The sequence below is a fragment of the Streptomyces sp. NPDC039423 genome, assembly GCF_055598725.1.
Window position 1 is genome coordinate 1,055,727 of the sequence record NZ_JBVKAH010000001.1, and the last position, 25,628, is coordinate 1,081,354.

Consider the following 25,628-nt stretch of genomic DNA (forward strand, 5'->3'; position numbering starts at 1 on the left):
GTGAGGGGAGGTGACCGGCCATGGAGCAGCGGCCGCCGCTGCACGCCTTCGCCGCCGTCTTCCTCCCCGCCGCGCTGCCCCGCGAGGGGCGGGTGGCCTTCTGGTCCCCCGACGGCCGCCCGCTGCCCCCGCCGCCGGCGTCTTCGGCGCGCCCCGGGCCGCCGGCCGGACCATCGGCGCCGCCCGCCGGACCGTGGGCCGGCGCCCCGGGCGGGACGACCGCCGGCGCGTACCCGGCGACCGGCGCGTACCCGCCCACCGGTGCGGCGACCGGCGCGGCGGCCGGGGCCGCTGCCGAGGCGGGGACCGCCGGTCCGGGCACGCTCACCGTGGTGCGGGCGCACGGGACGGGGGTGCGGAGCCGCACGGTCCCGGCGGTGGTCCTGCCCGTCGCGGACGCCCTGCCCGTGCTGGTCGCCGCACGGCACGACCCCGCCGCGCACCCCGCGGCCGCCTGCTGGGGCGCCGCCGCCCTGCACGCCCTGCACCTCGCCGGGCGGGGCCGCCTCCTGCCCGGCCTCGCGGCGGGGGACCTGGACGCCTGGCGGGCCGGCCCGCTGGACGCCGACGACATCGCCCACCTCCGCGCCGTCGCGGCCGCGATGCCGTACGAGGCCCACGCGGTGCCCCTCCCCGGGCTCAGCCCCCTCCGGCTCCCGGAGCCCGAGGCCCTGGTCCGGGCGTTCCTGGACGCCGTCGCCGACACCCTGCCCCGCACACCGGCCGCCGCGTACGCCGCGGGTGCGCCGTTCGCGGCGCGCGGCCCGCAGCACCTGCCCCACGCGCGCGCGTGGGCCGCCGAGGCGGCCGCCGGCATGGACGCCGGGGTCCGCGTCTCGCTGCGCCTCGACCTGTCCGGGTACGAACTGTTCGACACCCTCCGGGAGGGCGGCGAGGAGCGGCAGGCCGCCGCCGCGGTGCTCCAGGTGCACAGCCTCGCCGACCCCACCCTCGTCCTGGACGCGGCGGCACTGTGGGCCGGGGAGAGCGCCGAGCACTTCGGGCCGCGCGCCCGTATCGACGCCGTCCTGGCGCTGCGCCGCGCGGCACGCGTGTGGAGCCCGCTGGCCCGCCTGCTGGAGCGGGACGTCCCCGACGTTCTGTCGCTCACCGAGGACGAGCTGTACGAACTCCTCGGCCCGGCCGCCGCCCGGCTCGGCGCGGCCGGTGTGACCGTCCACTGGCCCCGGGAACTGGCCAGGTCGCTCACCGCCGCCGCGGTCGTCCGCCCCGCGCCCGGCTCGGCCACGGACGGCACGGCCTTCTTCGACAGCCAGGAACTGCTCCGGTTCAACTGGCAGCTCGCGCTGGACGGCGACCCGCTGACCGAGCGCGAGATGGACGCCCTCGCCGAGGCGCACCGCCCCGTCGTGCGGCTGCGGGACCAGTGGGTGGTCGTCGACCCCTCACTCGTACGCAAGGCGCGCAAGCGGGAGCTGGGCCTGCTGGGACCGGCCGACGCGCTGTCCGTGGCGCTCACCGGCACCGCCGAGGTGGACGGCGAGACGGTCGAGGCCGTCCCCGTCGGCGCCCTCGCCGCCCTGCGGGACCGGCTCGTCGCGGGCCCCGGCACCGTCGGCCCGCCGCCCGGCCTGGACGCCACCTTGCGCGACTACCAACTGCGCGGGCTGGCCTGGCTCGACCTGATGACGTCCCTCGGCCTGGGCGGCTGCCTCGCCGACGACATGGGACTCGGCAAGACCGTCACGCTCATCGCCCTCCACCTGCGCCGCGCCCGCCGCGCCCCCACCCTCGTCGTCTGCCCGGCCTCCCTGCTCGGCAACTGGCAGCGCGAGATCGCCCGCTTCGCCCCCGGAGTCCCGGTCCGCCGCTTCCACGGCGCCGGCCGCACCCTGGAGGGCACCGACGGGGGCTTCGTGCTCACCACGTACGGCACGATGCGCACGAGCGCCGGAGAACTGGCCGGCCACGAGTGGGGGATGGTCGTCGCCGACGAGGCTCAGCACGTCAAGAACCCGTTCTCCGCGACCGCCAAGGCGTTGCGCACCATCCCCGCGCCCGCGCGTGTGGCCCTCACCGGCACCCCCGTCGAGAACAACCTCTCCGAACTGTGGGCGCTGCTCGACTGGACCACCCCGGGGCTCCTGGGCCCGCTCAAGGCGTTCCGCTCCCGGCACGCCCGCGCGGTGGAGAACGCCGACCGGATCGAGGACGACGAGGCGGTCGAGCGCCTCGCCCGGCTCGTCCGCCCCTTCCTGCTGCGCCGCAAGAAGTCCGACCCCGGCATCGTCCCCGAGCTGCCGCCCAAGACGGAGTCCGACCACCCGGTGCCCCTCACCCGCGAGCAGGCGTCGCTCTACGAGGCGGTGGTGCGCGAGACGATGGCGCGCATCGAGGGCGCCGAGGGCATCGCCCGGCGCGGGCTCGTGATGAAGCTGCTGACGTCGCTGAAGCAGATCTGCAACCACCCCGCCCAGTACCTGAAGGAGGACCCCGCCCGGCTGGCCGGCCGCTCCGGGAAGCTGGCGCTCCTCGACGAACTCCTCGACACGATCCTGTCCGAGGAGGGCTCCGTGCTGGTCTTCACCCAGTACGTGACCATGGCCCGGCTGCTCACCGCCCACCTGACCGCCCGCGCCGTCCCCTCCCAACTGCTGCACGGCGGCACGCCGGTGGCGGAGCGGGAGCGGATGGTGGACCGGTTCCAGTCCGGCGAGGTCCCGGTGTTCGTCCTGTCGCTCAAGGCCGCCGGCACCGGCCTCAACCTCACCCGGGCCGGCCATGTCGTGCACTACGACCGCTGGTGGAACCCTGCCGTCGAGGAGCAGGCCACCGACCGGGCGTACCGCATCGGGCAGACCCAGCCCGTCCAGGTGCACCGGCTGATCGCCGAGGGGACCGTGGAGGACCGCATCGCGGAGATGCTGCTGGCCAAGCGGGCCCTGGCGGACGCCGTCCTGGGCTCGGGAGAGGCCGCCCTGACCGAGCTCACCGACCGGGAGCTGGCCGACCTCGTCTCCTTGAGGAGGCTGTCATGAGCCCCCACCACCCGGGCCCGCCCCCCGGCCCCGGCCCGTACCCGGCCCCCCGCCCCGGAGCCGGCCCCGGCCCGCGCCCCGGCCCCCGTACCGGCGGCGGCGCCCGGCGCGTCCCGCTGCACGACGACCGGCGCCGTACGTTCCCGCAGCTCGCCCCCGTGCGGGGCCCCGAGGGGACGTTCGCGGCCACCTGGTGGGGCAACGCCTGGGTCGAGGCCTTGGAGGACACCGCCCTGGACCCGGCGCGCCTGGCCCGCGGGCGGGCGTACGCCTCCACCGGGCACGTCGACGCGGTCACCGTCACCCCGGGCCGCGTCACCGCGTACGTCCACGGCAGCCGTCCCCGCCCGTACCGCACGGAGATCCGGCTGCGGGTCCTCGGCGACGACGACTGGGAGCGGTTCCTGGACGCCGCGGCCGCCCGCCCCGAGCACATCGCCGCCCTCCTCGACAAGGACGTGCCGCACGCGCTGGCCGCCGCCGTCGACCTGCTGCCCGGCCCCGGGGACCTGGTCCCCGACTGCTCCTGCCCCGACCACGGCTACCCGTGCAAGCACGCCGCCGCCCTCTGCTACCAGGCGGCCCGGCTGCTGGACGAGGACCCGTTCGTGCTCTTCCTGATGCGCGGCCGGGGCGAGCAGGAGATCCTCGCCGCGCTCAGCCACCGCAACGCCGCCCACGAGGCGGCCGAGGCGTCCGCCGCGCCCCCGCCCATGCCGACCGTGCCCGCCCGCGACGCCGTCGCCTCCCCGCCGGCCACGGCCCTGCCGCCCCCGCTGCCCGCGCCCGACCGGCCCGGCCGCCCGCCCCTCTACCCCGAGGACCCGGCCGCACCCGACCCGCTGGCCCTGGAGATGCTGGCCACCGAGGCGGCCGCCCGCGCCCACACGCTGCTGACCACCGGCCAGGACCCGGTCGCCGTCCTCACCCCCTGGCAGGACGCCGTCCGTCTCGCGGCCGCCCACCCGGGCTCCGGCCTGACCGCCTCCACCCGCGCCCTCTACCGCGACCTCGCCGCCGCCCTGGACCGCGCCCCCGCCGACCTGGCCCGCGCGGTCGCCGCCTGGCGCCAGGGCGGACCGGCCGGGCTGGCCGTACTGGAGGAGCCGTGGGACCCGCCCGCCGGCCCCTTCGACCGCGCCCGCCCGGCGCTGATCGCCGCCGACCTCCCGCAGTTCCGCCCCTGGCGCAACCGCCTCTCGTCCCGCTCGCTGCAACTGCGCTACGGCCGCGACGGCCTCTGGTACGGGTACGAGTCGGACCCCGACCGCGAGGACTGGTGGCCCCGGGGCACCCCCGACGCGGACCCGGTCGGCGCCCTCACCGACCTCCTGGAGCGCTGACCGCGGCGGCCGGGCGTCGTCCTCTCCCCGGCCCCGGCGACCGGGGGCCGGGGAGGACGACAGGTAAAGAGCCTGTGTGGGTTCGAATGAACCGCCACTCGATGGGGTGAATGGCGGATGCGTCATAACCCGCGTTGGCTGTAGGGCGTTAATTCCGGTGCGGGCGGGTGCCCGTGAAAGTCTCCGGAAGGCAGGAAGCCATGAGGCACACTCGCCGAAATGGTCTGGTCACACTGATGGCCACGGGCGGCGCGCTCGCCCTGGCGGCGGGATATGCGCACGCCGACTCCGACGCGGCCGGTGCCACGGCCGAATCGCCGGGGCTGATCTCCGGCAACGCCGTGCAACTGCCGGTGGACGTCCCGGTCAACGTCTGCGGGAACACCGTCAACGTGGTCGGGCTGCTCAACCCCGCGGCCGGCAACACGTGCAAGAACAAGGGCGGCGGCGGTCACCAGCACAAGGACCGTCCCGGCACCGCGCACGGCAACCACGGCGAGCACGGCGGCAAGGGCGGCGGCGGCAAGGGCGGCAGCGCCAACGGCGGTGGCGCCTCGGCGGACGGAGCCGCGGTGGGGTCCCCCGGCGTGATCTCCGGCAACGGGGTCCAGCTCCCCATCGACCTGCCGGTCAACGTCAGCGGTAACTCGGTCAGCCTGGTCGGCATCCTCAACCCCACCTTCGGCAACGCGTCCAGCAACGGCGGCAGCAAGCCGCCCGTCACGCCGCAGAAGCCGCCGAAGCACGACGAGCCGACCGCCCCGCTCCCCGAACACGACGAGCCCGCCGCCCCGGTGCCCGCCCCGGCCGACGAGGCCCCGGCGCCGCTGCCGCACACCAGCACGACCGCGCTGGCGCAGACCGGCGCGGGCGCCGGCCTGATCGGCATGGGCGTGCCCGCCCTGGGCCTCATGCTGGGCGGCGGCGTCCTCTACCGCCGCTTCCGCCCCGCGGCCGACCGCGTCTGAGCGACCGGCCGGAGGTCACCGCCGCCAGGCGGCCAGCACCGACTCGATGGCCGGTGCCACCCGGGTACGCGCCTGGCGGCGGGGGACACGGCTCATCAGCAGCGCGTCGTACTCCGTGTCGAGGTGCCGCACCGACGCCCGTACCGCGGCGGTGACCGCGCCCTCGTCCAGCGCCCGCCCCGCCGCCGTCCGGCCCACCCGGCCGCTCCCGCGCTCCCCGGCGTGGGCCGCGATCCCGGCCGCGCGCTCCGGCGGGCACCCCGGGAACAGACGCAGGATCTCGGCCGCCAGCGCGTCCCGGAACCGCACGTCATCGGCGGCCCGGCGCTCCGCGTCCCGGGCCCGGCGGCGCGCCCGCGCCTCGGCGTCGGCCAGGCACGCCGCCTCCGCCCGCGCCAGGGCGACCTCCTCCACCAGGACGCCCCGGCGTTCGTACCGCGTGCGCCGCCGGTCGTGGCGGACGACCACCGCCCACAGACCACTCGCCTCCCGGGCCCGCCGGGTCAGCGCCGCGTCACCGCGCGGCAGGTAGACCAGATGGCCCAGGTCCGCGCAGTCCAGGCAGAGCGGCGCGTTGAACTCCAGCACCATCCGGGCCAGCGGCCCGCCGCGGCACTCCGCGCAGTGGCGCCGCTTCAGCGGTTCGACCACCACCAGCGGGGCCACCGGGCCGGCCATCTCAGCGCACGCCCGGAGCCGCGGCCTCGACGCACGCGGTCGGCGCCCCGGCCTCGACGCGCACGGCCGGCGCTCCGGCCGCGCCCGCCGCGCGCCGGCGCGCCCGCCGGTACGTGATGCCGGGCCGGGTGCCGGTCACCGCTGTGAGCGTCGTCTCCATGGCTCCGCGCTCCTCACGTCGTCCCGTAAATCATTCGATCCGCACGCGCCCCCACTGATTCAATTCCCCCGTGGCAACGACAAGACTCAATCAGATCATCGCAGTTGAGAAGGGCGTCAAGGCCAAGGCGCAGCAGGACCTGGCCGCGGCGCACCACGGGCTGCAGAAGCCCGCGCTGCTCGCCGGCATCGCGCGTACGTACCAGCCGAAGGACGAGGAGGGGGAGCAGCTCCCGCCCGAGTCGACCCTCGTGCAGGTCAAGGCGGAAGACGTGCTGCGGGACACGGCGAAGACGCTGACGAGGCTGTTCGACGTCACCGCCACCAAGGACTGGGCCAACTGCACCGCGCGCGCGGACGTCACCGTGGACGGGCGGGTGCTGGTCGCCCAGGCTCCCGTCGCGTACCTCCTGTTCCTGGAGAAGCAACTGACGGACATCGCCGCCTTCGTCCGCAAGCTCCCGGTGCTGGACGCGGCCGAGTCGTGGAGCCAGGACCCGTCGACCGACGCGTGGAAGACCGAGCCGGTGCGGACCCTGCGGACGAAGAAGGTGCCGCGCAACCACGTCAAGGCCGAGGCGACCGACAAGCACCCGGCCCAGGTCGAGGTCTACTACGAGGACGTCCCGGTCGGGTACTGGACCACGGTCAAGTTCTCCGGCGCGCTGCCCGCGCGGCGCGTCAACCAACTGCTGGAGCGGGTGGACAAGCTCCAGCAGGCGGTGAAGTTCGCCCGTGAGGAGGCGAACGGCGCGGAGGTCACCGACCAGCGCGTCGGCGACGCCGTGTTCGGCTACCTCTTCGGCTAACCCGCACGGCACACCAGACTCCCCGGCCCCACGCACCGTGGGGCCGGGGCGCGCGAGGAGCGCGAAGCTGAAGCTGAAGCTTGTCGTGACGGAGCGGTTCCGGTAAGGAGCCGCCCTGAGACTCAGACTCTTGCTCCAGACTCAGCATGCGCCGCTCATCGCCGGTACGACCGGGCCCGGAACCCGGTGCGCCGAAATGCCGGTTCGACTCCGGCCCGCGCAGCTCGATGCGCGGTCGTCCAAAGGCAGGACGCGGCGACATGAGATTCATCCGGGTCCCACCATGCCGGCGTGTGATGGGAGCGGCACGACAGGGCTCGGGGGCCGGCTACGCCCCCGGGCCCGCTCCTTTCTTCCCGCCTTTCCCGCCTCTTCCCGCCTTCCCGCCCTTTCCCGGCCGCTGCCGCGGTACGCCGCTACTGGCGGTAGCCGCTCAGGAAGCGGCCGATCCGGCTGATGGCCGCGTCGAGGTCGTCGGCGTGGGGGAGCGTGAGGATCCGGAAGTGGTCGGGGCGGGGCCAGTTGAAGCCGGTGCCCTGGACGACCTGGATCTTCTCCCGCAGCAGCAGGTCCAGCACGAACTTCTCGTCGTCGTGGATGCGGTGCACCTTCGGGTCCAGGCGCGGGAAGGCGTACAGCGCGCCCTTGGGCTTGACGCACGAGACGCCGGGGATGGCGTTCAGCTTCTCCCACGCCATGTCGCGCTGTTCGTGCAGACGGCCGCCGGGGGCGGTCAGCTCGTGGATGGACTGCCGGCCGCCGAGGGCGGCCTGGATGGCGTACTGGGCGGGCGCGTTGGGGCACAGGCGCATGGAGGCGAGCATCGTGAGCCCCTCCAGGTAGTTGCGCGCGTGCTGCTTGGGACCGGTGACGACCAGCCAGCCGGAGCGGAATCCGGCGACGCGGTACGTCTTCGACAGGCCCGAGAAGGTCAGGACGACCAGGTCAGGGGCGAGCGAGGCGGCGGTGTGGTGCACGGCGCCGTCGTACAGGATCTGGTCGTAGATCTCGTCGGCGAACACCATCAACTGGTGGCGGCGGGCGAGGTCGAGGATGCCCTCGACGATCTCCCGGGGGTAGACCGCGCCGGTGGGGTTGTTGGGGTTGATGATAACGACGGCCTTGGTGCGGTCGGTGATCTTGGACGCCATGTCATCGAGGTCGGGGTACCAGTCGGCGGACTCGTCGCAGAGGTAGTGCACGGGCCGGCCGCCGGACAGGGTGGTGACGGCGGTCCACAGCGGGAAATCGGGCGCCGGGATGAGGACTTCGTCGCCGTCCTCCAGGAGGGCCTGGACAGCCATGGTGACCAGCTCGGAGACGCCGTTGCCGAGGAAGACGTCGTCGACGTCCACATCGGGGAGGCCGAGGGCCTGGTAGCGCTGGGCGACGGCACGTCGGGCGGAGAGGATGCCGCGGGAGTCGGTGTAGCCATGGGCCCGGGGCAGCATCCGGATCATGTCCTGCACGATCTCCTCGGGCGCCTCGAAACCGAAGAGGGCCGGGTTGCCGGTGTTCAGGCGCAGCACGCTGTGACCCGCCTCCTCCAGGGCGTTGGCGTGTTCGATCACCGGGCCGCGGATCTCGTAGCAGACCTCGCTGAGCTTGCTCGACTGCCGGAACTCCATGCGCGACGACCTCCCTGAAACGGCGTTGCTTGGTTTTACCAAGTGCGAGCTTGGAAAGTCCAACAAGTTGTCTAGACTGCCTCGCATGCCACGACGACGTCGTTACGACCAGTACTGCGCCGCCGCCCGCGCCCTCGATGCCGTCGGTGACCGCTGGACGCTGCTGATCGTCCGCGAACTGCTCGCGGGTCCGCGCCGCTACACCGATCTGCACGCCGATCTGCCCGGCGTCAGCACGGACATGCTCGCCTCGCGGCTCAAGGACATGGAGCGGGACGGCCTGGTGACCCGCCGCCGGCTCTCGCCGCCCACCTCGGCGTACGTCTACGAACTCACCGGGCGGGGCCGGGACCTGATGCCCGTGCTGCGTGCCCTGGCGGGGTGGGGCGCGCCGGCCCTGGACGGGCCCCGCCCCACCGACGCGGTGCGGGCGCACTGGTTCGCCGTCCCGCTGCTGGACGCCCTGGAGGCGGCGGGCACGGGGCCGGGGGTGGTGGAGGTCCGCCTCGACGAGGGCACGTTCCACGCGCGGCTGGACGGCGCCGGTGGCACGGCCTCGTACGGCGAGGGTCCGTACGCCGGGGAACCGGACGTCCGCCTGGTCACGGACGCGGCGACGTGCGTGGACGTCGCGCGCGGGGAACTGTCCGTCGCGCAGGGTGTGGCGGCGGGGCGCATCGTGGTCGAGACGGGCGCCGTCGACGCGCCCGCGTGACGCGCCGTGCCCACGCGCCGGTGCCCATCGCCGGCGCTCACCCGCCCGCGCTCACCCGGCCGTGCTCACGCGCCGGCGCTCACCCGCCCGCGCTCACCCGGCCGTGCTCACGCGCCGGCGCTCACCCGCCCGCGCTCACCCGGCCGTGCTCACGCGCCCGCGTGCGCACGGGCGCGTGGGGCGTGGGCGCGTGGACGCGTGGGGCACGGGGCCGTCAGTGGGCGAGCGTCTCTCCGTACGCCCCGAACCCCGCGATCACCCGGCCGTCGCGGAAGGCCAGCACCTCGTACACACGGCCACCGATCTGGTTCCGGTAGTCGATCACCACCGCGTCGACGCCCACCCGTACGTCCAGCACCTCGAAGCGCAGGTCCGGGATGCGGCGCAGGCCCTCGGTCCAGTACTCCCGCAGCGCCTCCTTGCCGCGGACGGTGCCGGACGGGTCGCCGGTGAACCGGCTGACCATGGGGGAGGAGAAGGTCACGTCGTCGTGGTAGTGGGCCAGGATGCGGTCGATGTCATGGGAGTTCCAGTCGTCCTGCCACCGGACGGCGAACTCCCGTGCGTATGCGAGGTCCATGGAGCGGATGGTACGTGCGTCATGCACGCGGTGTGGCGGGTTCGGCCCGCCGCAGTGCCGCCGCCAGCCGGTCCCGCGCGGCGGTCTGGGCGGCGATCCGGGCGTCCAGCACCGCGAGCCGCTCCCGGGCGATGCCCAGGCCCCGCTCCGAGGGCGGGGCCCCGGCCACGTCCCCGTCCAGACAGGCGCTGAACGCGGCCACGTCCTCCAACGTCAGCCCGGCATCGAGGAGATGCCGGATGTTGCGCACCCGGACGACCGCGCCCTCGTCGTACTCCCGGTACCCGTTGGACGCGCGGGCCGAGGTGATCAGACCCTGCTGCTCGTAGTGGCGGAGGGCGCGGGCCGTCGTGTCCGTCGCCCGTGCCAGTTCCCCGATGCGCATGTCGCTCCCTCCCGGGAGCATGGGTACCACGGCAGTCCGCCCGGCCGGTACGCGGTTCACGCCACGACCGCGCCCCCGTCCACGGGCAGGACGACGCCGGTCACGAAGGAGGCCCCGGGCGACGCGAGCTGTTCGACGGCCCAGGCGACCTCCTCGGGGCGCCCGACGCGGCCCAGCGGGGTGTGCGCCCGCTGCCACCGGCGCAGGGCGGCCAGGTCCTCGGGGGACAGCCCGGAGTGCTCGCCCATCGGGGTCTCGACCGCGCCGGGCGCCACGGCGACGACCCGGACACCGCGCGGCGCGAGCTCCACGGCCCAGCTCCGGGTGAGGACTTCGAGCGCCGCCTTGGTCCCCGCGTACACGGCGTTGCCCGGCCAGGCGCGCTGTCCGATCGAGGTCGTGATGTTCACGATCACGCCGCTCGCCGCCTCCAGGGCGGGCAGCGCGGCCTGCGCGAGGAGGACCGGTGCCACGAGGTTGGTGGCGAGCTGGGGCGCCATCGAGGCGCGGGTGTGGGTGCCGAGGCGGCCACTGCCCACGACGGCCGCGTTGTTGACCAGGACGTCGAGACGGCCGTGGAGGTCGAGCGCGGCGGCGACCACGCGCTCGGCCGCGCCGTCCTCGGTGACGTCGGCGGCCAGCGGCCGGATGAGGTCCCGGTGGCCCCGCGCGGTCTCGGCGAGGGGCTCGGGGCGGCGGCCGACGGCCAGTACGTGGGCGCCGCGCGCGGCGAACCTCCTGGCGGTGGCGCGGCCGATACCCGTCCCGGCGCCGGTCACGACGACGACCCGGGTGGTGCCGTCCGTTCCCGTGCCCCCGCCGCCGTCCGGGGTGTCCGCCGCATGCGCATCGGGGTCTGTCGTGCCGGTGCTCGTCGTGCCGGTGTGCGTGGTGCCGGTGTGCGTGGTGCCGCTGTTCGTCATGGGGCCGATCCTCGAACCCTGCCGCCAGTGACAAGGTCAAGTCCCCCCCGGGGGGGCGGGCCCCGGGGCCGGCTGGGGCAGCATGAGGGCGTGGAACTCGAACCGATCACCTGGGAACGCCTGGCCGGCACGCTCGCCGCGCACGTGGACGGGCTCGCTCCGGCGGACGGCGGCCCCTGGCTGAAGGTCGCCGTCGACGGCGCACCGGCCGCCCGCCCCGGGGAACCGGCCGCGCTGCTGGCGGAGGAGCTGCGGCTGCGCGGGCGGGCGGTGATGGTGGTGGGGACGGAGGGGTTCCTGCGGCACGCGTCGCTGCGGTACGAGTACGGCAAGGAGGACCCGGACGCGTACTACGACGGCTGGGTCGACACCGGCGCCCTGTGGCGGGAGGTCTTCGGGCCACTGGAACCGGACGGCGACGGACGGGTGCTGCCCGACCTGTGGGACCCGGCCACCGACCGGGCGACCCGCAGCCCGTACCGGACGCTGGCCCCCGGCGGGGTCCTGGTCCTGCACGGGCCGTTCCTGCTCGGCCACTGGTTCCCCTTCGACCTGACGGTCCACGTGCGGCTGTCGCCCGGAGCCCTCGCCCGCCGCACCGAGCGGCGGTGGACGCTGCCGGCCTTCGCGCGGTACGAGGACGAGGTGACCCCCGCCGAGGCCGCCGACGTCGTCGTGCGCGCCGACGACCCCCGTCACCCCGCCTGGACCGGCCTGCCCTAGGCCGTGTCGGACACTCCCCAGGCGGGTTCCGGCGTTCCCGTCCCCGCGCGCGGCACACGTCCCGGCCGCCGGGCCCCGCCCCCGCCCGGCCGCCTCACGCTTCCGGGCGGCCGCCCAGGAGCGTGACCGCCGTCGCACCGGCGCGACAGCCGGCCTCCGCGGCCGCCGCCGGGTCCGCTCCGGCCAGCCGGGCCGCCAGGAACGCGCCCGTGAACGCGTCGCCCGCGCCCGTGGAATCCACCGCCGCGGCCGCCGGGGCCGCCACCCGCGCCACGACCCGCCCGGACACGGCCACCAGGGCCCCCGCCGCGCCCAGGGTCATCGCCACCAGCGGGAAGCGGCGGCTCAGCGCGGCCGCCGCGTCCCCGGGGCCGGCCAGACCCGTCAGCAGCGCGGCCTCCTCGGCGTTGGGCAGGAGCAGGCCGGCACCCTCGACCGCGGCCAGGAACCGCTCCGCGCCCAGTCCCCTGACGAACCCGGCCGACGCCGGGTCCACGCTCACCGGCACGTCCCGCTCCCGCGCCGTCGCCAGGGCCAGCCGCGCCGTCTCGCGGCTGGCCCCGGCGAAGAACAGGTACCCGGACAGATGCAGGTGGGACACCCCGTCCAGCAGGGTTGGCGACCAGTCGCCAGCCGCGAGCCGGAGGGCCGCGCCGCTGTCCGTGAGGAACGTCCGCTCGGCCGCCGCGTCGACCAGCGCGACCACCGTCGCCGTCGGCGCGGCCGGGTCCCGTACCAGCAGCGGCCGTACCCCGGCACGCCGCAGCCACTCCTCGTGCCAGGCCGCCCGGTCGGTGCCCACCCGCGCCAGTATCCGCACGTCCGGGCAGCCCGAACGGGCCGCCCAGCACGCCACGTTGGCCCCCGCCCCGCCCGGCAGGGTCCGGATCTCCGCGGCCGTGTCGGTGGCCGGGGCGAGGGGCGTCAGGTGCCGGGCCACCACGTCGGTGACCACGTCCCCGACCACGAGCAGGGCGCCGCTCACAGGGCGGCCGCGACGCGCGCCGCCAGCCGCACGTTGCCGCGCACCGCTGCCAGGTTGGCCTCCAGCGACGCCCCGTCGGTGTGCCGTGTCAGGTATTCCAGCAGGAACGGCGTCACGGCCTGACCGGTGATCCCCCGCTCCCGGCACTCGTCCAGCGCCCGCGCGAGCACCCGGTCGTGCAGCCCCGGGTCGAGCTGCTGCTCCTCCGGCACCGGATTGGCGACGACCAGCGCCGCCTCCGGGCCGCCCAGTGCGTCCTGCGCCCGCATCACCGCGGCGACCTCCTCCGGGGTCCGCACCGTCCAGTCGACCGGCTCGCCGGACGAGGCCAGGTAGAAGCCGGGGAAGCGGTCCGTGCCGTACCCGAGGACACCGACCCCCAGGGTCTCCAGCCGCTGGAGCGTCGCCGGCACGTCCAGGATGGACTTGACCCCCGCGCACACCACGGTGATCCGGGTCCGCGCCAGCAGCCGCAGGTCCGCCGACTCGTCCTGGGCGCGCGTCCACTCGCGGTGCACCCCGCCCAGCCCGCCGGTCGCGAAGACCCGGATACCGGCCCGCGCCGCCAGGAACGCCGTCGCCGACACCGTCGTCGCGCCGCTCGCCCCCACCGCCAGGGCGGGAGCGAGGTCGCGGTGGCCCAGCTTCCGCACGCCGGGACCGGTCGCGACCCGCTCCAGTTGCTTCTCGTCCAGCCCCACGCGCGCCACACCGTCCAGCACCGCGATGGTCGCCGGCACGGCCCCGCCGGCCCGTACGAGCGCCTCCAGCTCCCCGGCCACGGCCAGGTTCCGCGGCCGGGGCAGGCCGTGCGCGATGATCGTCGACTCCAGGGCGACGACCGGCCTGCGCGCGGCCAGCGCCTCCCGTACCTCTTCCGACAGCGTCACTGTGGTCTCCGGCATGTCCCATCCCTGGCGCGGCGGCGGCTCGCGCAAACGTCCGGACGGTCACCTTCCCGTTGCGGCGCGCGGCCGCCCGGACCGCGTCGCGCGACCGGTGCCGAGGGCCCGGCCGGTCGGGGGCCGCTCGGTGGCCCCCGCTACAGTCACCGGCCATGACGACCCTTGAGCGACCCTCCTTCGCCGTGCACATCCCCGACGCCGAGCTGGAACCCGAGCCGCTGGACCCCGCGCAGATCGTCTCCGGGGACCCGGTGGTGACCGGCAAGGTGCTGTGGGAATCGGCCGACGGCACGCAGTTGCGCGGCATCTGGCAGATCACGCCCGGCGTGGTGACCGACACCGAGGCGAACGAACTGTTCGTGGTGGTCAGCGGGCGCGCCACCGTGGAGGTCGAGGGCGGCGACACCCTGGAGCTGGGACCGGGCGACGCGTGCGTGCTGCGCGAGGGCGACCGCACGACGTGGACGGTGCACGAGACGCTGCGCAAGGCGTACCACATCAGCCTCTGAGCCGGTCCCGTCCCGGGCCCGCCGTCCCGGGCCCGCCGTCCCGGGCCCGCCGTCCCAGGCCATTCGTCCCCGGCCTGCCCGTCCCCAGCCCGCCGGGTCCCGGGCCGCCGGTCCGGCCCGCCGGTCGCGTCCGCGCGCGGTCAGGACCGCGCGTGCCGTACCGTCAGGGCGGCCAGCGGGAGCAGCAGCGCCGCGCCCACCGCGTTCAGCCAGCCGTACCCCGCCTGGGCGACGATCAGTCCGGCCCCCGCCCCGCCGATGCCCGCCGCCGTGTTCATGGTCAGGTCCGACAGGCCCTGCACGGCGGCCCGGGCGGACTGCGGGACGGAGTCGGTCAGCAGCGCGGACCCGGACACCAGCCCCGCGGACCAGCCCAGCCCCAGCACGAACAGCCCCGCCGCGGTACGCCCGTGGCTCGCCCCCGCCGTACCGGCGAGGAACGCGGCCACGGCCAGCAGCCCCACCGCCAGCCCGATCACGGCCGGCCGGCCGAGCCGGTCCGACAGCCAGCCCATCACCGGCGAGAACGCGTACATCCCCGCGATGTGGCCGCTGATGACGAGCCCGATGAGCGTGATGCCCGCCCCGTGGTGGCTGAGCGCCACCGGGGTCATCGACATGATCGAGACCATCGCGGTGTGCGAGACCGCCACGGCGACCAGCGCCAGCCGGGCACGCGGCGACTCCCGTACGGCCCGCACGCCCGCCCGCAGCGACCGGCCCCCGGGGCCCGTGTCCTTCTCGCCGCCGGCGGCGAGCGCCCGCGCGGTCAGCAGCGGATCGGGCCGCAGCAGGGCCGCGACCACCGCCGCCGAGACCAGGAACACCCCGGCCGCCCAGAGGAACGGCCCGGCCGCCGCCGGTATGCCGAGACCCGCGACGCTCCGCCCGGCGGGCGCGGCGATGTTGGGTCCCAGCACCGCGCCGATGGTCGTCGCCCACACCACCGTGGAGATGGCCCGCCCGCGCCGCTCCGGCTCCGCCAGGTCCGCCGCCGCGAACCGCGCCTGGAGGTTGGCCGACGACCCGGCGCCGAACCCCGCCATGCCGGCCAGCAGCAGCGGGAAGTTCCCCGCGACGGCCGCCACGACCACCACGCCCGCGCCGACCGCCCCGATCAGGTAAGCCAGGACCAGACCCGGCCGCCGCCCCCGCGAGGCCATCAGCGCGGCCAGCGGTACGGACAGCAGGGCCGTCCCGGCCACGGTGGCGGTCGGCGCCAGCCCGGACAGCGCCTCGGTCCCGCTCACCTCCTGCGCCAGGACGGAGGCCAGGGCGATCCCGGTCGCCACCCCCAGCCCGCCCAGGATCTGGCTGGCGATGAGGACCGCCGCGGTCCTCCGCCGCAAGGCGGGCAGGCCGGCCGCGGTGACGCCGGACGGCGCGCACACGGAACCGGCGCCGGAGGCCGGGGCCGTCACCGCTCCGGAGGGCTCGGGAACGTCGGGATCAGTAGTCACCGCGGCAGTTTGCCACCCCTTACAGGATCGGAACAGCGGCTTAGAACAGCGGTTGCGGAAGGATGCCTTCCAGGGCCAGCAGCTTCCGCTTGGTCTCCAGACCCCCGCCGAACCCGCCGATCCCCCCGTCGCTCTCCACCACGCGGTGGCACGGCACCACCAGCGGCAGCGGATTGGACCCCATCGCCGCGCCCACCGCCTGCGCCGCCCCCGGCTGCCCCACCCGGCCGGCCAGGTCCCCGTACCCGACGACCGAGCCGTACGGCACGCCGGACGCCAGCTCGCGCAGCACCTGCCGGTTGAAGCCGGCCGTCAGCGACCAGTCCAGCCGCACCCCGAACGTCTTCAGCCCGCCCGCGAAGTACGCCTCCAGCTCACGTATCGGCTCGGCCAGCCACCCCGTGGCCCGGTGCACCGGGTCGGCGCCGAGCCGCCCCGCCAGCCGCTCCAGCGCCCGCTCCCGCACCCGGTCGTCCGCGTGGAACACCACGCTCACCAGCCCCTCGCCCGTCGCGGCGAGCAACAGCGGGCCGATGTCGCTGTCCACGACGGCCCACTCCAGGAACTGCCCGTTGCTGTCCATGAAGGCCACCGTACGACCGCCCACTGACAACGCCGACAACGCCGGCGACGCCGACCGGCCCCGCCCCCCGCCGGACGGGCGCGGACGGAAGCCCTCCGGACGCCCGGCACCGGAGCCTCCGGCCGGCGAACCGACCCGCCGGTGTCCGATCGGTGACCCACGGGCCGTAGCCTCGCCCCCGTACCAGCGGGTACACATGGCACCACCGGTGCCGCGGCACGAGCGCGGGGCGCGCGGACGGCGGGGCACGAGGAACGAGAGGCGTACGGGCATGCAGGCCACGGTCGACGGTTTCAGCTACGGCTTCATCACGCCCGTGGCCGCCTTTCTCATGGCGTGCCTGGGCGGTGCCCTGGGCCTGCGCTGCATCGCCCGGTCCCTCCGCGAGCACGGCACCTTCTCGCCCGGCTGGCTCGCCCTGGGGGCCACCTCCATCGGCACGGGCATCTGGACCATGCACTTCATCGCGATGATGGGCTTCACGGTGCAGGAGGCACCGGTCGGCTACGACCCCGCCATCACCTTCGCCAGCCTCCCGGTGGCGGTGGTGACGTCCGGCATCGGGATCTTCATCGTCGGGTACCGGGGCGCCACCGTGATGGCCCTGGGCACCGGAGGCACCCTCATGGGCCTCGGCATCGCCACCATGCACTATCTCGGCATGGCCGGCATGCGCCTGCCGGGCCGGCTCCAGTACGACACCGCCACCGTCGCCCTCTCCGTCGTGATCGCGGTCGTGGCGGCGACCTCGGCGCTGTGGGCGGCCGTCGCGGTCCAGGGGCTGCTGCCCAGCCTCGCCGCGGGTCTGGGCATGGGCGTCGCGGTCACCGGCATGCACTACACCGGCATGGCCGCCGTCAGCGTGCACCTGCACGGCGAGGACCCCGCCCCCGGCTCCGACACCGCCTGGCTGCTGGGGCCCATGCTGCTCGGCCCGGTGGTGTTCCTGCTGCTCGCCGGGATCATGGTGGTCTTCGACCCGCTCCTGGTGGCGGGCGACCCCGGCCGGCGCGGGCCGATCCCGTCGCCCCGCCGTCCCGGGATCCCGGCCGCCTGGCAGGAGGGCCACGCCTACGGCGGGTCAGCCCTCCCGCCGCCGGTCCGCCGGACCCGCCGCCGGGCCCGCGCCGGCGACCGCTGACCGGCCGGAACACGGCCCGCGCCGCCGGCTCCGGGCCGCCGCCGGGAGGTCCGGCCGGCCCGCTCGCCCCCCGACTGTCAGTGCCGGGTCGTACGGTGGTTGCATGCGGCCCGTTTCCAAGATCGAACGCTCGGTGGCGCCCTTCGAGGTCGTCAGTCCCTACCAGCCCAGCGGCGACCAGCCCACGGCCATCGCCGACCTGGCCCGGCGCATCGACGCGGGGGAGAAGGACGTCGTCCTGCTCGGCGCGACCGGCACCGGCAAGTCGGCGACGACCGCCTGGATGATCGAGAAGCTCCAGCGCCCCACCCTCGTCATGGCGCCGAACAAGACGCTGGCCGCCCAGCTGGCCAACGAGTTCCGCGAACTCCTGCCCAACAACGCGGTCGAGTACTTCGTCTCGTACTACGACTACTACCAGCCCGAGGCGTACGTCCCGCAGTCGGACACCTACATCGAGAAGGACTCCTCGATCAACGAGGAGGTCGAGCGGCTGCGTCACTCGGCGACGAACTCGCTGCTGACCCGCCGGGACGTCGTCGTGGTCGCCTCCGTCTCCTGCATCTACGGCCTCGGCACGCCCCAGGAGTACGTCGACCGGATGGTCCCCCTGAAGGTCGGCGAGGAGATCGACCGGGACCTGCTGCTGCGCCGCTTCGTCGACATCCAGTACACCCGCAACGACCTGGCCTTCACCCGCGGGACGTTCCGGGTGCGCGGCGACACCATCGAGATCTTCCCGGTCTACGAGGAGCTCGCCGTCCGCATCGAGATGTTCGGCGACGAGATCGAGGCGCTGTCCACGCTCCACCCGCTCACCGGCGAGATCATCAGCGACGACCGCGAGCTGTACGTCTTCCCGGCCAGCCACTACGTGGCGGGGCCGGAGCGCATGGAGAAGGCGATCAACGGCATCGAGCGGGAGCTGGAGCTGCGCCTGGCCGAGCTGGAGAAGCAGGGCAAGCTGCTGGAGGCCCAGCGCCTGCGCATGCGCACCACGTACGACATCGAGATGATGCGCCAGATCGGCTCCTGCTCCGGCATCGAGAACTACTCGATGCACTTCGACGACCGCGAGCCGGGCTCCCCGCCCAACACCCTCCTCGACTACTTCCCCGAGGACTTCCTGCTGGTCATCGACGAGTCCCACGTCACGGTGCCCCAGATCGGCGCCATGTACGAGGGCGACGCCTCCCGCAAGCGCACCCTCGTCGACCACGGCTTCCGGCTGCCGTCCGCGCTCGACAACAGGCCGCTGAAGTGGGAGGAGTTCCAGGAGCGTATCGGCCAGACGGTCTACCTCTCGGCCACCCCGGGACAGTACGAGATGTCCCGCTCCGACGGCTTCGTCGAGCAGATCATCCGGCCCACCGGCCTGGTCGACCCCGAGGTCGTGGTCAAGCCCACCGAGGGCCAGATCGACGACCTGGTCCACGAGATCCGGCTGCGCACCGAGCGCGACGAGCGCGTGCTCGTCACCACCCTCACCAAGAAGATGGCCGAGGACCTCACCGACTACTTCCTGGAACTGGGCATCCAGGTCCGCTACCTGCACAGCGACGTCGACACCCTCCGCCGGATCGAGCTGCTGCGCGAACTGCGGGCCGGTGAGTACGACGTCCTGGTCGGCATCAACCTGCTCCGCGAGGGCCTCGACCTCCCCGAGGTCTCGCTCGTGGCCATCCTCGACGCGGACAAGCAGGGCTTCCTCCGTTCCGGCACGTCGCTGATCCAGACCATCGGCCGTGCGGCGCGCAACGTCTCCGGCCAGGTCCACATGTACGCGGACACCATCACCCCGGCCATGGCGAAGGCCATCGACGAGACCAACCGCCGCCGCGAGAAGCAGGTCGCGTACAACACGGCCCACGGCATCGATCCGCAGCCGCTGCGCAAGAAGATCAACGACATCGTCGCGACCATCGCGCGCGAGGAGGTCGACACCGAGCAGCTGCTCGGCACCGGCTACCGCCAGTCCAAGGACGGCAAGGGCGCCAAGGCCCCCGTTCCCTCGCTCGGTTCCGCGTCCGCGCAGGCCGGCGGCAGGGCGGCCGGCAAGGCGGGCAAGGGCGGCACGGCGGCCGGCAAGGGCGCCCTGGTCAGCGACCGCCCGGCGGCCGAACTGGCCGGAATCATCGAGGAGATGACCGCGCGGATGCGCGCGGCCGCCGCCGAGCTCCAGTTCGAGGTGGCGGCGCGGTTGCGTGACGAGGTCGGCGAGCTGAAGAAGGAGCTGCGGCAGATGAAGGAGGCGGGCATCGCCTGACGCGGCCGGGCCGGTGTGTTGCAACACCGCCACAAAAGCGGACCTGGCCTGATGCGGCCCCCCGGCCACTGCGTAGGGTGCTGGTCAACCGCACTCTTCCTATGGTCGCGGGGGTAGGCAATGAGAGGGGACAGCGCGTGACGGTCAACATGACCAAGGGCCAGGCCATCAGCCTGCAGAAGAGCGACGGGGGTACTCTCACCGCGGTGCGGATGGGGCTCGGCTGGCAGGCGGCTCCGCGCCGCGGTCTGTTCGGCTCGCGCACCCGGGAGATCGACCTCGACGCCTCGGCGGTGCTCTTCGCCGAGAAGCAGCCCGTGGACGTCGTCTTCTTCCGCCACCTGGTCAGCGACGACGGCTCGGTGCGCCACACCGGCGACAACCTGGTGGGCGGCGCGGGACAGGGCGGCGACGACGAGGCGATCCTCGTCGACCTCCAGCGGGTCCCCGTGCACATCGACCAGATCGTCTTCACGGTGAACTCCTTCACCGGCCAGACGTTCCAGGAGGTCCAGAACGCCTTCTGCCGCATCGTCGACGAGACGAACGGCCAGGAGCTCGCGCGCTACACCCTGGACGGCGGCGGCCAGTACACCGCGCAGATCATGGCCAAGGTGCACCGAGCGGGGACCGGCTGGCAGATGACCGCCCTGGGCAACCCGGCCAACGGCCGTACGTTCCAGGACCTGATGCCGTCGATCCTGCCGCACCTGTAGGACGCACCGCACCGACCACCCGCAGCTCCCGGAGGCCAGGCCGCCGGGAGCTGCGTTTCACCGAGGCACCGAGGCACCGAGGGGACACAGGGATGACGGCCGAGCTGGTCCGGGGGCAGAACCACCCCCTGCCCGACAGCCGACTCGAGATCCGGGTGACGGCCGGCGCGCCGGTCGTCGCGGGCGCCACGCTCGCCGACGCCGCGGGCACGGCGACCGGCCCCGAGTGGGTCGCCCACCCCGGCTCGCCCGCGCTGCCGGGCCTGGAGGTGTCGCGGCAGGCGGCCGCCGGGCACCGGCTCGCCGTGGACCTCGACGCCCTGCCCGGGGCGGCCCACCGGGTGACGGTGTTCCTCGCGCTGCCCGACGGTGCCGGCGGCCCGGACCGGTTCGGTGCCATGGCGGCCCCGTTCGCCGCGGTGGTGGCCCTCGACGGCACCGAGATCGCGACGTACACCCTCACCGGGCTGGACACCGAGTCCGCGGTCGTCGCCCTGGAGCTGTACCGCCGTCAGGGCGCCTGGAAGGTACGGGCCGTGGGGCAGGGGTACGCGGGCGGGCTCACCGCGCTCCTCGCCGACCAGGGCCTCGACCGTGCCGCCGACGTCGCCGCCACCGTCCACGCGGCGGTCGCGGACGGCATCACCCGGTCGGTCGCCGCGCCCCCGCCCCGCGCCGCCGGGGGCGACCGCGCCAGGCACGGCGCCTCACTGACGGCGTCCGGCGCACCCGCCGGCCCCGGCGAGCCGGTCCCCGCCGACCTCGCCCCCGACACCACCCAGGTCACCCCCGCCGCCGGGCCCGCCCCGGCGGCCCCGCCCCACGGGCCGGCCCCGGCCACCCCGACCGGCCCCGCGACCCCGGCCGGGCCCGCCACCGGCGGCCCGATCAGCTACGCGCACCCGCGCCGCGGCTCGACCACGCCCCCGCCGCCGCCCCCGGCCCAGCAGCCCGCGCAGCAGGGCGGGCCCGCCCGGCCGGTCGCCGGTGACGCCAGCGGCTGGTCCATGGACGAGCGCCTGTACAACCAGGTCTGGGGCATGTTCGAGGACCTGGCTCGCACCACCGCCGCGTACCGCAGCGCCGTCGACTTCGCCGAGTCCCGCATGGACCAGGAGCTCGACCGGGTCCTGTCCGACCCGCGCAGCCGGATCGGCACCGCCGGTGACGCGGCCCGCGCGGCGGCCCGCGCCAGGTGCGACGAGCTGACCGCCCGGGCCCGGGAGGCGCTCGACCGGGACCTCGCCCAGCTCACCGCCGAGTCCGAGGTCGTCGAGCCCGCCCTTCCGGTCGCCTACGCGGGCTGGGACAACCCGGTCTGGCACGGCTACCGGGTGCCCGCCGAGGCCCCGATGGCGCTGCGCCTGGGCGACCTCCACCTCCCCGAGCGTCCCGAGCTGCGCATCCCCATGCTGATGCGGCTGCCGCTGGAGCGCGGTCTGTGGGTGGACAGCGGCCGCTCCGGCTCCGAGGCCGCCGCCGCGCTGGACGACGGTGAGCTGCGCCGGCTGGCGGTGGACACCGCGGTCCTGCACGCCGCGCGGCTGCTCGCGGTCCACCCGGCCGGCGCGTACGCGGTCCACGTCATCGACCCGGCGGGTGCGGCGGCCGCCTCGCTCGCCCCGCTGACCGCGTCCGGGGCCCTGGCGGCACCGCCCGCGGCCGGTGCCGCGGGAGTGGCCTCCGTCCTCGGCGCGCTCACCCAGCGGGTGGAGCTGCTCCGGATGGCCGTGAGCGGGGGAGCGACCGACGCCCTCCCGCCCGGCCTGGACACGGCCGACCAGCTACTGATCGTCAACGACTTCCCGCACGGCTTCGACGACCGGACCGTCACCCAGCTCCGCTACCTGGCCGACGAGGGCCCGGCGGTCGGCGTCCATCTGCTGCTGGTGGCCGACCGGGAGGACGCCCGGGCCTACGGGCCGGTCCTCGACCCGCTGTGGAAGTCGCTGCTGCGCCTGACGCCCGTTCCGGACGACCACCTCGCCGATCCGTGGGTCGGCCACGCCTGGACGTACGAGCCGCCCCGGCTGCCGGCCGGCAGCGGGATCCTCGGTCAGGTCCTCTCCCAGGCGGTCGACGCCCGTACCAACTGGCGCCGCTGACCTGCTCTTTTGAAAGTTCTTTTACTGTTCCCTTTACCTCCCTTTGGTCTTTGGGGTAACGTTCTTGGTGCGGAGGGGAGTACTCCCGTACGCGGCGTACCCGTCAATACGGACGGTCGGACATGAGACCGGTCCCGGGGCGCCGGCCCGCGGCACGACCGGTCATCGGGACCGGGCCGCCCCGGGTGGAAGAGACCTCCGGCAGCGACGACGCTGATCCATAGCCGTACGACGCCGGAGGCGCAGTGGACGTTTCGATGAGCCTGTGGGCGGCGACCATTCTCGGTCTCACCGCCCTGATCGCGGTCGACTTCTTCATCGGGCGCAAGCCCCATGACGTGTCGGTCAAGGAAGCCGGCATCTGGACGGTCGTCTGGATCGTCCTCGCCGCCCTGTTCGGCCTGGGCCTCCTGGTCTTCGGCGAGAGCCGGGCCTCCGGCGAGTTCTTCGCCGGCTACATCACCGAGAAGTCGCTCAGTGTCGACAACCTGTTCGTCTTCGTCCTGATCATGGCGAAGTTCGCGGTGCCGACCCACCTCCAGCAGCGGGTGCTGCTGATCGGTGTGCTGATCGCCCTGGTGCTGCGCGCGATATTCATCGCCGCCGGTGCCGCGATCATCGCCAGCTTCTCCTGGGTGTTCTACATCTTCGGCGCGTTCCTGATCTACACGGCCTGGAAGCTGATCCAGGAAGCGCGTGCCGACGAGGAGGACGAGGAGTTCGAGGAGAACCGGCTCCTGAAGTCCATCGAGAACCGCTTCGGGGTCGCCGACAGGTACCACGGCACCAAGCTGTTCATCCGCAACAACGGCAAGCGCGTCCTGACCCCGCTGATGGTCGTCATGCTCGCCATCGGCACCACGGACGTCCTGTTCGCGCTGGACTCCATCCCCGCGATCTTCGGCCTGACCCAGGACCCGTACATCGTGTTCACCGCCAACGCCTTCGCCCTGATGGGTCTGCGGCAGCTGTACTTCCTCATCGGCGGACTGCTGAAGAAGCTGGTCCACCTGAGCTACGGCCTGTCGGTGATCCTCGGCTTCATCGGCGTGAAGCTGGTGCTGCACGCCCTGCACGAGTCCGAGGTGCACGTGCCGGAGATCTCGATCCCCGTCTCCCTCGCGGTCATCTGCGGCGTCCTGGTCATCACCACGATCACCAGCCTGATCGCCTCCAGGAAGCAGGCGGAGCGCGAGGCCGCCGAGGCCGCCGAAGGGGCCGGGAAGGCCCCCAAGGACAGCGTCGAGGCCTGAGCCCGGCCGGCGGGCCGCACCGCCGGAGACACGGCACCGGCCGGGGCCGCCCGCATTGCGGGCCGCCCCGGCCGGTGTTTGCTTTGACGGTGAGCGCCCCGACCCCAGGGGCACGGCGCACCGCGGAGAACGGCATGAAGTTCGCGCAGATCATCGACTTCGAAACCGAACGCATCGACGACTTGGACGCCCTGATGGAGCAGCGGCGGGCCGACATGACCGGCCGGCCCGGCGGACCGACCTCCCGCCTCCTGCTGCGGGACCGGGACAACCCCAACCGCTACCTGTCGGTCATCCACTTCGACTCGTACGAAGAGGCCATGCGCAACAGCGAGGACCCCGCGACCACGGAGATGGCCGGACAGATCGCCGCCCTGTGCACCCGGCCGCCGTCCTTCACGGACTGCGACCTGCTGGCCCAGGAGGACCTGCGCTGAGACCGCCGGGGTCTCAGGCGGCCGCCGACTCCAGGGCGGGATCCGCCACCCGTCCGGGCAGCGTCTCCGGCAGCAGGGCGAAGCAGCCGAGACTGAGCAGGGCGATCACGGTCAGGTAGGCCGCGACGCCCCAGGGCGGCCCCGAACCGCCCGCCGAGGCCGTCGCCACGATCGGGGTGAGGGCGCCGCCCAGGACACCCGCCAGGTTGTAGCCGACGGCCGCCCCCGTGCAGCGCACCCGCGGCGGGTACAGCTCCGGCAGATAGGCGGCCACCACGGCGAACATCGTGATGAACGCCAGCAGGGCCCCGGTGAACCCCAGGAACATCAGTACGGGCCGCGCGGTGTGCAGCAGGCCCACCATCGGGAACATCCACAGGGCGGCGGCCGTGCAGCCGGCCAGGCACATCGGCCGCCGCCCCACCCGGTCGCCCAGCATCGCGGCGAACGGGGTCAGCACGCCCTTCACCGCCACCGCCGCCATGATGCACACCAGCATCCGCGTACGGCTCACGCCGAGCCGCTCGGTGCCGTACGCCAGCGCCCAGGTGGACACCGCGTAGAAGATCGCGTACCCGACCGCCAGCGCGCCGGCCGTCAGCAGCACCAGCCGCCAGTGGTCGCGCGCCACCTCCACCAGCGGGGCGCTCGCCCGCCCGCCGGTTTCGGCCATCTCCCGGAACTGCGGCGTCTCGGCCAGGGACGTCCGCAGCAGCAGCCCGCCGGCCGCCAGCAGCCCGGCCGCCCAGAACGGCACGCGCCACCCCCACGCGCGGAACTGGGCGTCGCTCAGCCCCGCCGACAGCGCGAGCATCACGCCGTTCGCCAGCAGGAACCCGACCGCCGGACCCACCTGCGGGAAGCTCGCCCAGAGCGCGCGCCGCCGCGCGGGCGCGTGCTCCGCCGTCAGCAGCACCGCCCCGCCCCACTCGCCGCCGAGCCCCAGGCCCTGGAGGAACCGCAGCACCAGCAGGAGCACCGGAGCGGTCACCCCGAGGGTCGCGTACGAGGGCACGCACCCCACGGCGACGGTGGCCGCCCCGGTCAGGACCAGCGACGCGAACATCACCGGCCGCCGCCCGTACCGGTCCCCGATGTGACCGAACAGCGCGGAACCGAGCGGGCGCGAGAGGAACCCCACCGCGAACGTGCCGAAGGCGGCCAGTGTGCCGGCGACCGGCGAGAAGGTCGGGAAGAACAGGGGGCCCAGGACCAGCGCGGCCGCGGTCCCGTAGACGAAGAAGTCGTAGAACTCGACGGCCGTGCCGGCGAGGGAGGCGGCGGCGAGCCGCACCATGGAGGGCGGCCCGGGCGGTGCGGGGGAGGACGGACGCGGACCGTGACTGTGGCGCATGTCG

The 25,628-nt window shown here is 74.6% G+C and carries 24 protein-coding genes; 13 read left to right on the forward strand and 11 right to left on the reverse strand.

Features of this window, described 5'->3' with window-relative positions; genetic code table 11:
• The first annotated feature begins 20 nt into the window (after positions 1-20).
• From ACZ7LK_RS04705 to ACZ7LK_RS04715, 3 genes are all read left to right on the forward strand, one after another.
• Positions 21-2,999 (forward strand): DEAD/DEAH box helicase, encoded by a 2,979-nt coding sequence (locus ACZ7LK_RS04705; RefSeq protein ID WP_392276265.1) that lies wholly within the window; start codon positions 21-23, stop codon positions 2,997-2,999.
• The gene (locus tag ACZ7LK_RS04710; RefSeq protein ID WP_392276266.1) at positions 2,996-4,342 is read left to right on the forward strand and encodes an SWIM zinc finger family protein; all 1,347 of its coding nucleotides are present in this window, start codon (positions 2,996-2,998) and stop codon (positions 4,340-4,342) included. Before ACZ7LK_RS04705 ends, ACZ7LK_RS04710 begins: the two co-directional genes overlap by 4 nt.
• A gap of 200 nt (positions 4,343-4,542) precedes the next feature.
• A complete protein-coding gene (locus tag ACZ7LK_RS04715; RefSeq protein WP_392276267.1) occupies positions 4,543-5,310 on the forward strand; it encodes a chaplin in 768 nt (255 codons plus the stop codon).
• 15 nt (positions 5,311-5,325) lie between these two features.
• Here the strand turns inward: ACZ7LK_RS04715 and ACZ7LK_RS04720 are convergent, their stop codons facing one another.
• Positions 5,326-5,988, reverse strand: coding sequence for a DUF2293 domain-containing protein (locus tag ACZ7LK_RS04720; protein WP_392276268.1), 663 nt, complete (start codon positions 5,986-5,988; stop codon positions 5,326-5,328).
• Position 5,989: 1 nt separating this feature from the next.
• Entirely contained in the window at positions 5,990-6,148 is a 159-nt protein-coding gene (locus ACZ7LK_RS04725; protein ID WP_392276269.1) for a hypothetical protein, read from the reverse strand.
• Between the two features lie 70 nt (positions 6,149-6,218).
• Between ACZ7LK_RS04725 and ACZ7LK_RS04730 the strand changes: the two genes are divergently transcribed.
• Positions 6,219-6,956, forward strand: a complete 738-nt coding sequence (locus ACZ7LK_RS04730; RefSeq protein ID WP_392276270.1) for a DUF7873 family protein — start codon at positions 6,219-6,221, stop codon at positions 6,954-6,956.
• Between the two features lie 416 nt (positions 6,957-7,372).
• Here the strand turns inward: ACZ7LK_RS04730 and ACZ7LK_RS04735 are convergent, their stop codons facing one another.
• Positions 7,373-8,584 carry a pyridoxal phosphate-dependent aminotransferase gene (locus ACZ7LK_RS04735; RefSeq protein ID WP_471138361.1) on the reverse strand — a complete coding sequence of 404 codons (1,212 nt, stop codon included), beginning with the start codon at positions 8,582-8,584 and terminating at the stop codon, positions 7,373-7,375.
• Positions 8,585-8,669: 85 nt separating this feature from the next.
• On the opposite strand from ACZ7LK_RS04735, the gene ACZ7LK_RS04740 reads away from it, so the two are divergent.
• On the forward strand, positions 8,670-9,299 hold the full coding sequence (locus ACZ7LK_RS04740) for a winged helix-turn-helix transcriptional regulator (protein WP_471138363.1): 630 nt from the start codon (positions 8,670-8,672) through the stop codon (positions 9,297-9,299).
• 214 nt (positions 9,300-9,513) lie between these two features.
• On the opposite strand, the gene ACZ7LK_RS04745 is transcribed toward ACZ7LK_RS04740, so the two are convergent.
• Genes ACZ7LK_RS04745 through ACZ7LK_RS04755 form a run of 3 tightly spaced genes read right to left on the reverse strand, consistent with a single transcriptional unit; the run spans position 9,514 to position 11,187 of the window.
• Complete coding sequence (locus tag ACZ7LK_RS04745) at positions 9,514-9,879, reverse strand: nuclear transport factor 2 family protein (protein ID WP_471138365.1); 366 nt, start codon at positions 9,877-9,879, stop codon at positions 9,514-9,516.
• Positions 9,880-9,898: 19 nt separating this feature from the next.
• On the reverse strand, positions 9,899-10,264 hold the full coding sequence (locus ACZ7LK_RS04750; protein ID WP_392276274.1) for a MerR family transcriptional regulator: 366 nt from the start codon (positions 10,262-10,264) through the stop codon (positions 9,899-9,901).
• A gap of 56 nt (positions 10,265-10,320) precedes the next feature.
• Positions 10,321-11,187, reverse strand: coding sequence for an SDR family NAD(P)-dependent oxidoreductase (locus ACZ7LK_RS04755; protein WP_471138367.1), 867 nt, complete (start codon positions 11,185-11,187; stop codon positions 10,321-10,323).
• A gap of 90 nt (positions 11,188-11,277) precedes the next feature.
• Between ACZ7LK_RS04755 and ACZ7LK_RS04760 the strand changes: the two genes are divergently transcribed.
• Complete coding sequence (locus ACZ7LK_RS04760; protein WP_471138369.1) at positions 11,278-11,910, forward strand: nucleoside/nucleotide kinase family protein; 633 nt, start codon at positions 11,278-11,280, stop codon at positions 11,908-11,910.
• A 94-nt stretch (positions 11,911-12,004) separates the two neighbouring features.
• Here ACZ7LK_RS04760 and ACZ7LK_RS04765 read toward each other — a convergent pair whose 3' ends face one another.
• Both ACZ7LK_RS04765 and ACZ7LK_RS04770 read right to left on the reverse strand, forming a co-directional pair.
• Complete coding sequence (locus ACZ7LK_RS04765) at positions 12,005-12,895, reverse strand: carbohydrate kinase family protein (protein ID WP_392276277.1); 891 nt, start codon at positions 12,893-12,895, stop codon at positions 12,005-12,007.
• Positions 12,892-13,800, reverse strand: a complete 909-nt coding sequence (locus ACZ7LK_RS04770; RefSeq protein WP_471138371.1) for a pseudouridine-5'-phosphate glycosidase — start codon at positions 13,798-13,800, stop codon at positions 12,892-12,894. The genes ACZ7LK_RS04765 and ACZ7LK_RS04770 overlap by 4 nt, the downstream gene beginning before the upstream one ends.
• Positions 13,801-13,952: 152 nt before the next feature.
• On the opposite strand from ACZ7LK_RS04770, the gene ACZ7LK_RS04775 reads away from it, so the two are divergent.
• Positions 13,953-14,309, forward strand: coding sequence for a cupin domain-containing protein (locus ACZ7LK_RS04775; RefSeq protein WP_392276279.1), 357 nt, complete (start codon positions 13,953-13,955; stop codon positions 14,307-14,309).
• Between the two features lie 140 nt (positions 14,310-14,449).
• Here the strand turns inward: ACZ7LK_RS04775 and ACZ7LK_RS04780 are convergent, their stop codons facing one another.
• Positions 14,450-15,700 carry an MFS transporter gene (locus ACZ7LK_RS04780; protein WP_392276425.1) on the reverse strand — a complete coding sequence of 417 codons (1,251 nt, stop codon included), beginning with the start codon at positions 15,698-15,700 and terminating at the stop codon, positions 14,450-14,452.
• Positions 15,701-15,809: 109 nt separating this feature from the next.
• The gene (locus ACZ7LK_RS04785) at positions 15,810-16,352 is read right to left on the reverse strand and encodes a methylated-DNA--[protein]-cysteine S-methyltransferase (RefSeq protein ID WP_471138374.1); all 543 of its coding nucleotides are present in this window, start codon (positions 16,350-16,352) and stop codon (positions 15,810-15,812) included.
• Positions 16,353-16,623: 271 nt separating this feature from the next.
• Here ACZ7LK_RS04785 and ACZ7LK_RS04790 point away from each other — a divergent pair, with 271 nt between their 5' ends.
• The 6 genes from ACZ7LK_RS04790 (at position 16,624) to ACZ7LK_RS04815 (ending at position 24,270) form a co-directional block, all read left to right on the forward strand.
• A complete protein-coding gene (locus ACZ7LK_RS04790) occupies positions 16,624-17,493 on the forward strand; it encodes an MHYT domain-containing protein (protein ID WP_392276281.1) in 870 nt (289 codons plus the stop codon).
• 103 nt (positions 17,494-17,596) lie between these two features.
• On the forward strand, positions 17,597-19,759 hold the full coding sequence (gene uvrB / locus ACZ7LK_RS04795; protein WP_471138376.1) for an excinuclease ABC subunit UvrB: 2,163 nt from the start codon (positions 17,597-17,599) through the stop codon (positions 19,757-19,759).
• 137 nt (positions 19,760-19,896) lie between these two features.
• Positions 19,897-20,475 (forward strand): TerD family protein, encoded by a 579-nt coding sequence (locus ACZ7LK_RS04800; RefSeq protein ID WP_392276283.1) that lies wholly within the window; start codon positions 19,897-19,899, stop codon positions 20,473-20,475.
• Between the two features lie 92 nt (positions 20,476-20,567).
• Positions 20,568-22,580: a TerD family protein gene (locus tag ACZ7LK_RS04805; RefSeq protein WP_392276284.1), complete on the forward strand. Its 2,013-nt coding sequence runs from the start codon at positions 20,568-20,570 to the stop codon at positions 22,578-22,580.
• Positions 22,581-22,825: 245 nt separating this feature from the next.
• Positions 22,826-23,833 carry a TerC/Alx family metal homeostasis membrane protein gene (locus ACZ7LK_RS04810; RefSeq protein ID WP_392276285.1) on the forward strand — a complete coding sequence of 336 codons (1,008 nt, stop codon included), beginning with the start codon at positions 22,826-22,828 and terminating at the stop codon, positions 23,831-23,833.
• 89 nt (positions 23,834-23,922) lie between these two features.
• Positions 23,923-24,270 (forward strand): hypothetical protein, encoded by a 348-nt coding sequence (locus ACZ7LK_RS04815; protein ID WP_392276286.1) that lies wholly within the window; start codon positions 23,923-23,925, stop codon positions 24,268-24,270.
• Positions 24,271-24,283: 13 nt separating this feature from the next.
• Here the strand turns inward: ACZ7LK_RS04815 and ACZ7LK_RS04820 are convergent, their stop codons facing one another.
• Positions 24,284-25,567 carry an MFS transporter gene (locus ACZ7LK_RS04820; RefSeq protein ID WP_392276426.1) on the reverse strand — a complete coding sequence of 428 codons (1,284 nt, stop codon included), beginning with the start codon at positions 25,565-25,567 and terminating at the stop codon, positions 24,284-24,286.
• Positions 25,568-25,628: the final 61 nt, after the last annotated feature.

What these genes read in the sequence shown, in the direction of transcription:
- ACZ7LK_RS04705 (WP_392276265.1), top strand. Translation starts at nt 21, where the DNA reads ATGGAGCAGCGGCCGCCGCTGCACGCCTTCGCCGCCGTCTTCCTCCCC.
- ACZ7LK_RS04710 (WP_392276266.1), top strand. Translation starts at nt 2,996, where the DNA reads ATGAGCCCCCACCACCCGGGCCCGCCCCCCGGCCCCGGCCCGTACCCG.
- ACZ7LK_RS04715 (WP_392276267.1), top strand. Translation starts at nt 4,543, where the DNA reads ATGAGGCACACTCGCCGAAATGGTCTGGTCACACTGATGGCCACGGGC.
- ACZ7LK_RS04720 (WP_392276268.1), bottom strand. Translation starts at nt 5,988, where the DNA reads ATGGCCGGCCCGGTGGCCCCGCTGGTGGTGGTCGAACCGCTGAAGCGG.
- ACZ7LK_RS04725 (WP_392276269.1), bottom strand. Translation starts at nt 6,148, where the DNA reads ATGGAGACGACGCTCACAGCGGTGACCGGCACCCGGCCCGGCATCACG.
- ACZ7LK_RS04735 (WP_471138361.1), bottom strand. Translation starts at nt 8,584, where the DNA reads ATGGAGTTCCGGCAGTCGAGCAAGCTCAGCGAGGTCTGCTACGAGATC.
- ACZ7LK_RS04740 (WP_471138363.1), top strand. Translation starts at nt 8,670, where the DNA reads ATGCCACGACGACGTCGTTACGACCAGTACTGCGCCGCCGCCCGCGCC.
- ACZ7LK_RS04745 (WP_471138365.1), bottom strand. Translation starts at nt 9,879, where the DNA reads ATGGACCTCGCATACGCACGGGAGTTCGCCGTCCGGTGGCAGGACGAC.
- ACZ7LK_RS04750 (WP_392276274.1), bottom strand. Translation starts at nt 10,264, where the DNA reads ATGCGCATCGGGGAACTGGCACGGGCGACGGACACGACGGCCCGCGCC.
- ACZ7LK_RS04755 (WP_471138367.1), bottom strand. Translation starts at nt 11,187, where the DNA reads ATGACGAACAGCGGCACCACGCACACCGGCACCACGCACACCGGCACG.
- ACZ7LK_RS04770 (WP_471138371.1), bottom strand. Translation starts at nt 13,800, where the DNA reads ATGCCGGAGACCACAGTGACGCTGTCGGAAGAGGTACGGGAGGCGCTG.
- ACZ7LK_RS04775 (WP_392276279.1), top strand. Translation starts at nt 13,953, where the DNA reads ATGACGACCCTTGAGCGACCCTCCTTCGCCGTGCACATCCCCGACGCC.
- ACZ7LK_RS04785 (WP_471138374.1), bottom strand. Translation starts at nt 16,352, where the DNA reads ATGGACAGCAACGGGCAGTTCCTGGAGTGGGCCGTCGTGGACAGCGAC.
- ACZ7LK_RS04790 (WP_392276281.1), top strand. Translation starts at nt 16,624, where the DNA reads ATGCAGGCCACGGTCGACGGTTTCAGCTACGGCTTCATCACGCCCGTG.
- uvrB (WP_471138376.1), top strand. Translation starts at nt 17,597, where the DNA reads ATGCGGCCCGTTTCCAAGATCGAACGCTCGGTGGCGCCCTTCGAGGTC.
- ACZ7LK_RS04805 (WP_392276284.1), top strand. Translation starts at nt 20,568, where the DNA reads ATGACGGCCGAGCTGGTCCGGGGGCAGAACCACCCCCTGCCCGACAGC.
- ACZ7LK_RS04820 (WP_392276426.1), bottom strand. Translation starts at nt 25,567, where the DNA reads ATGGTGCGGCTCGCCGCCGCCTCCCTCGCCGGCACGGCCGTCGAGTTC.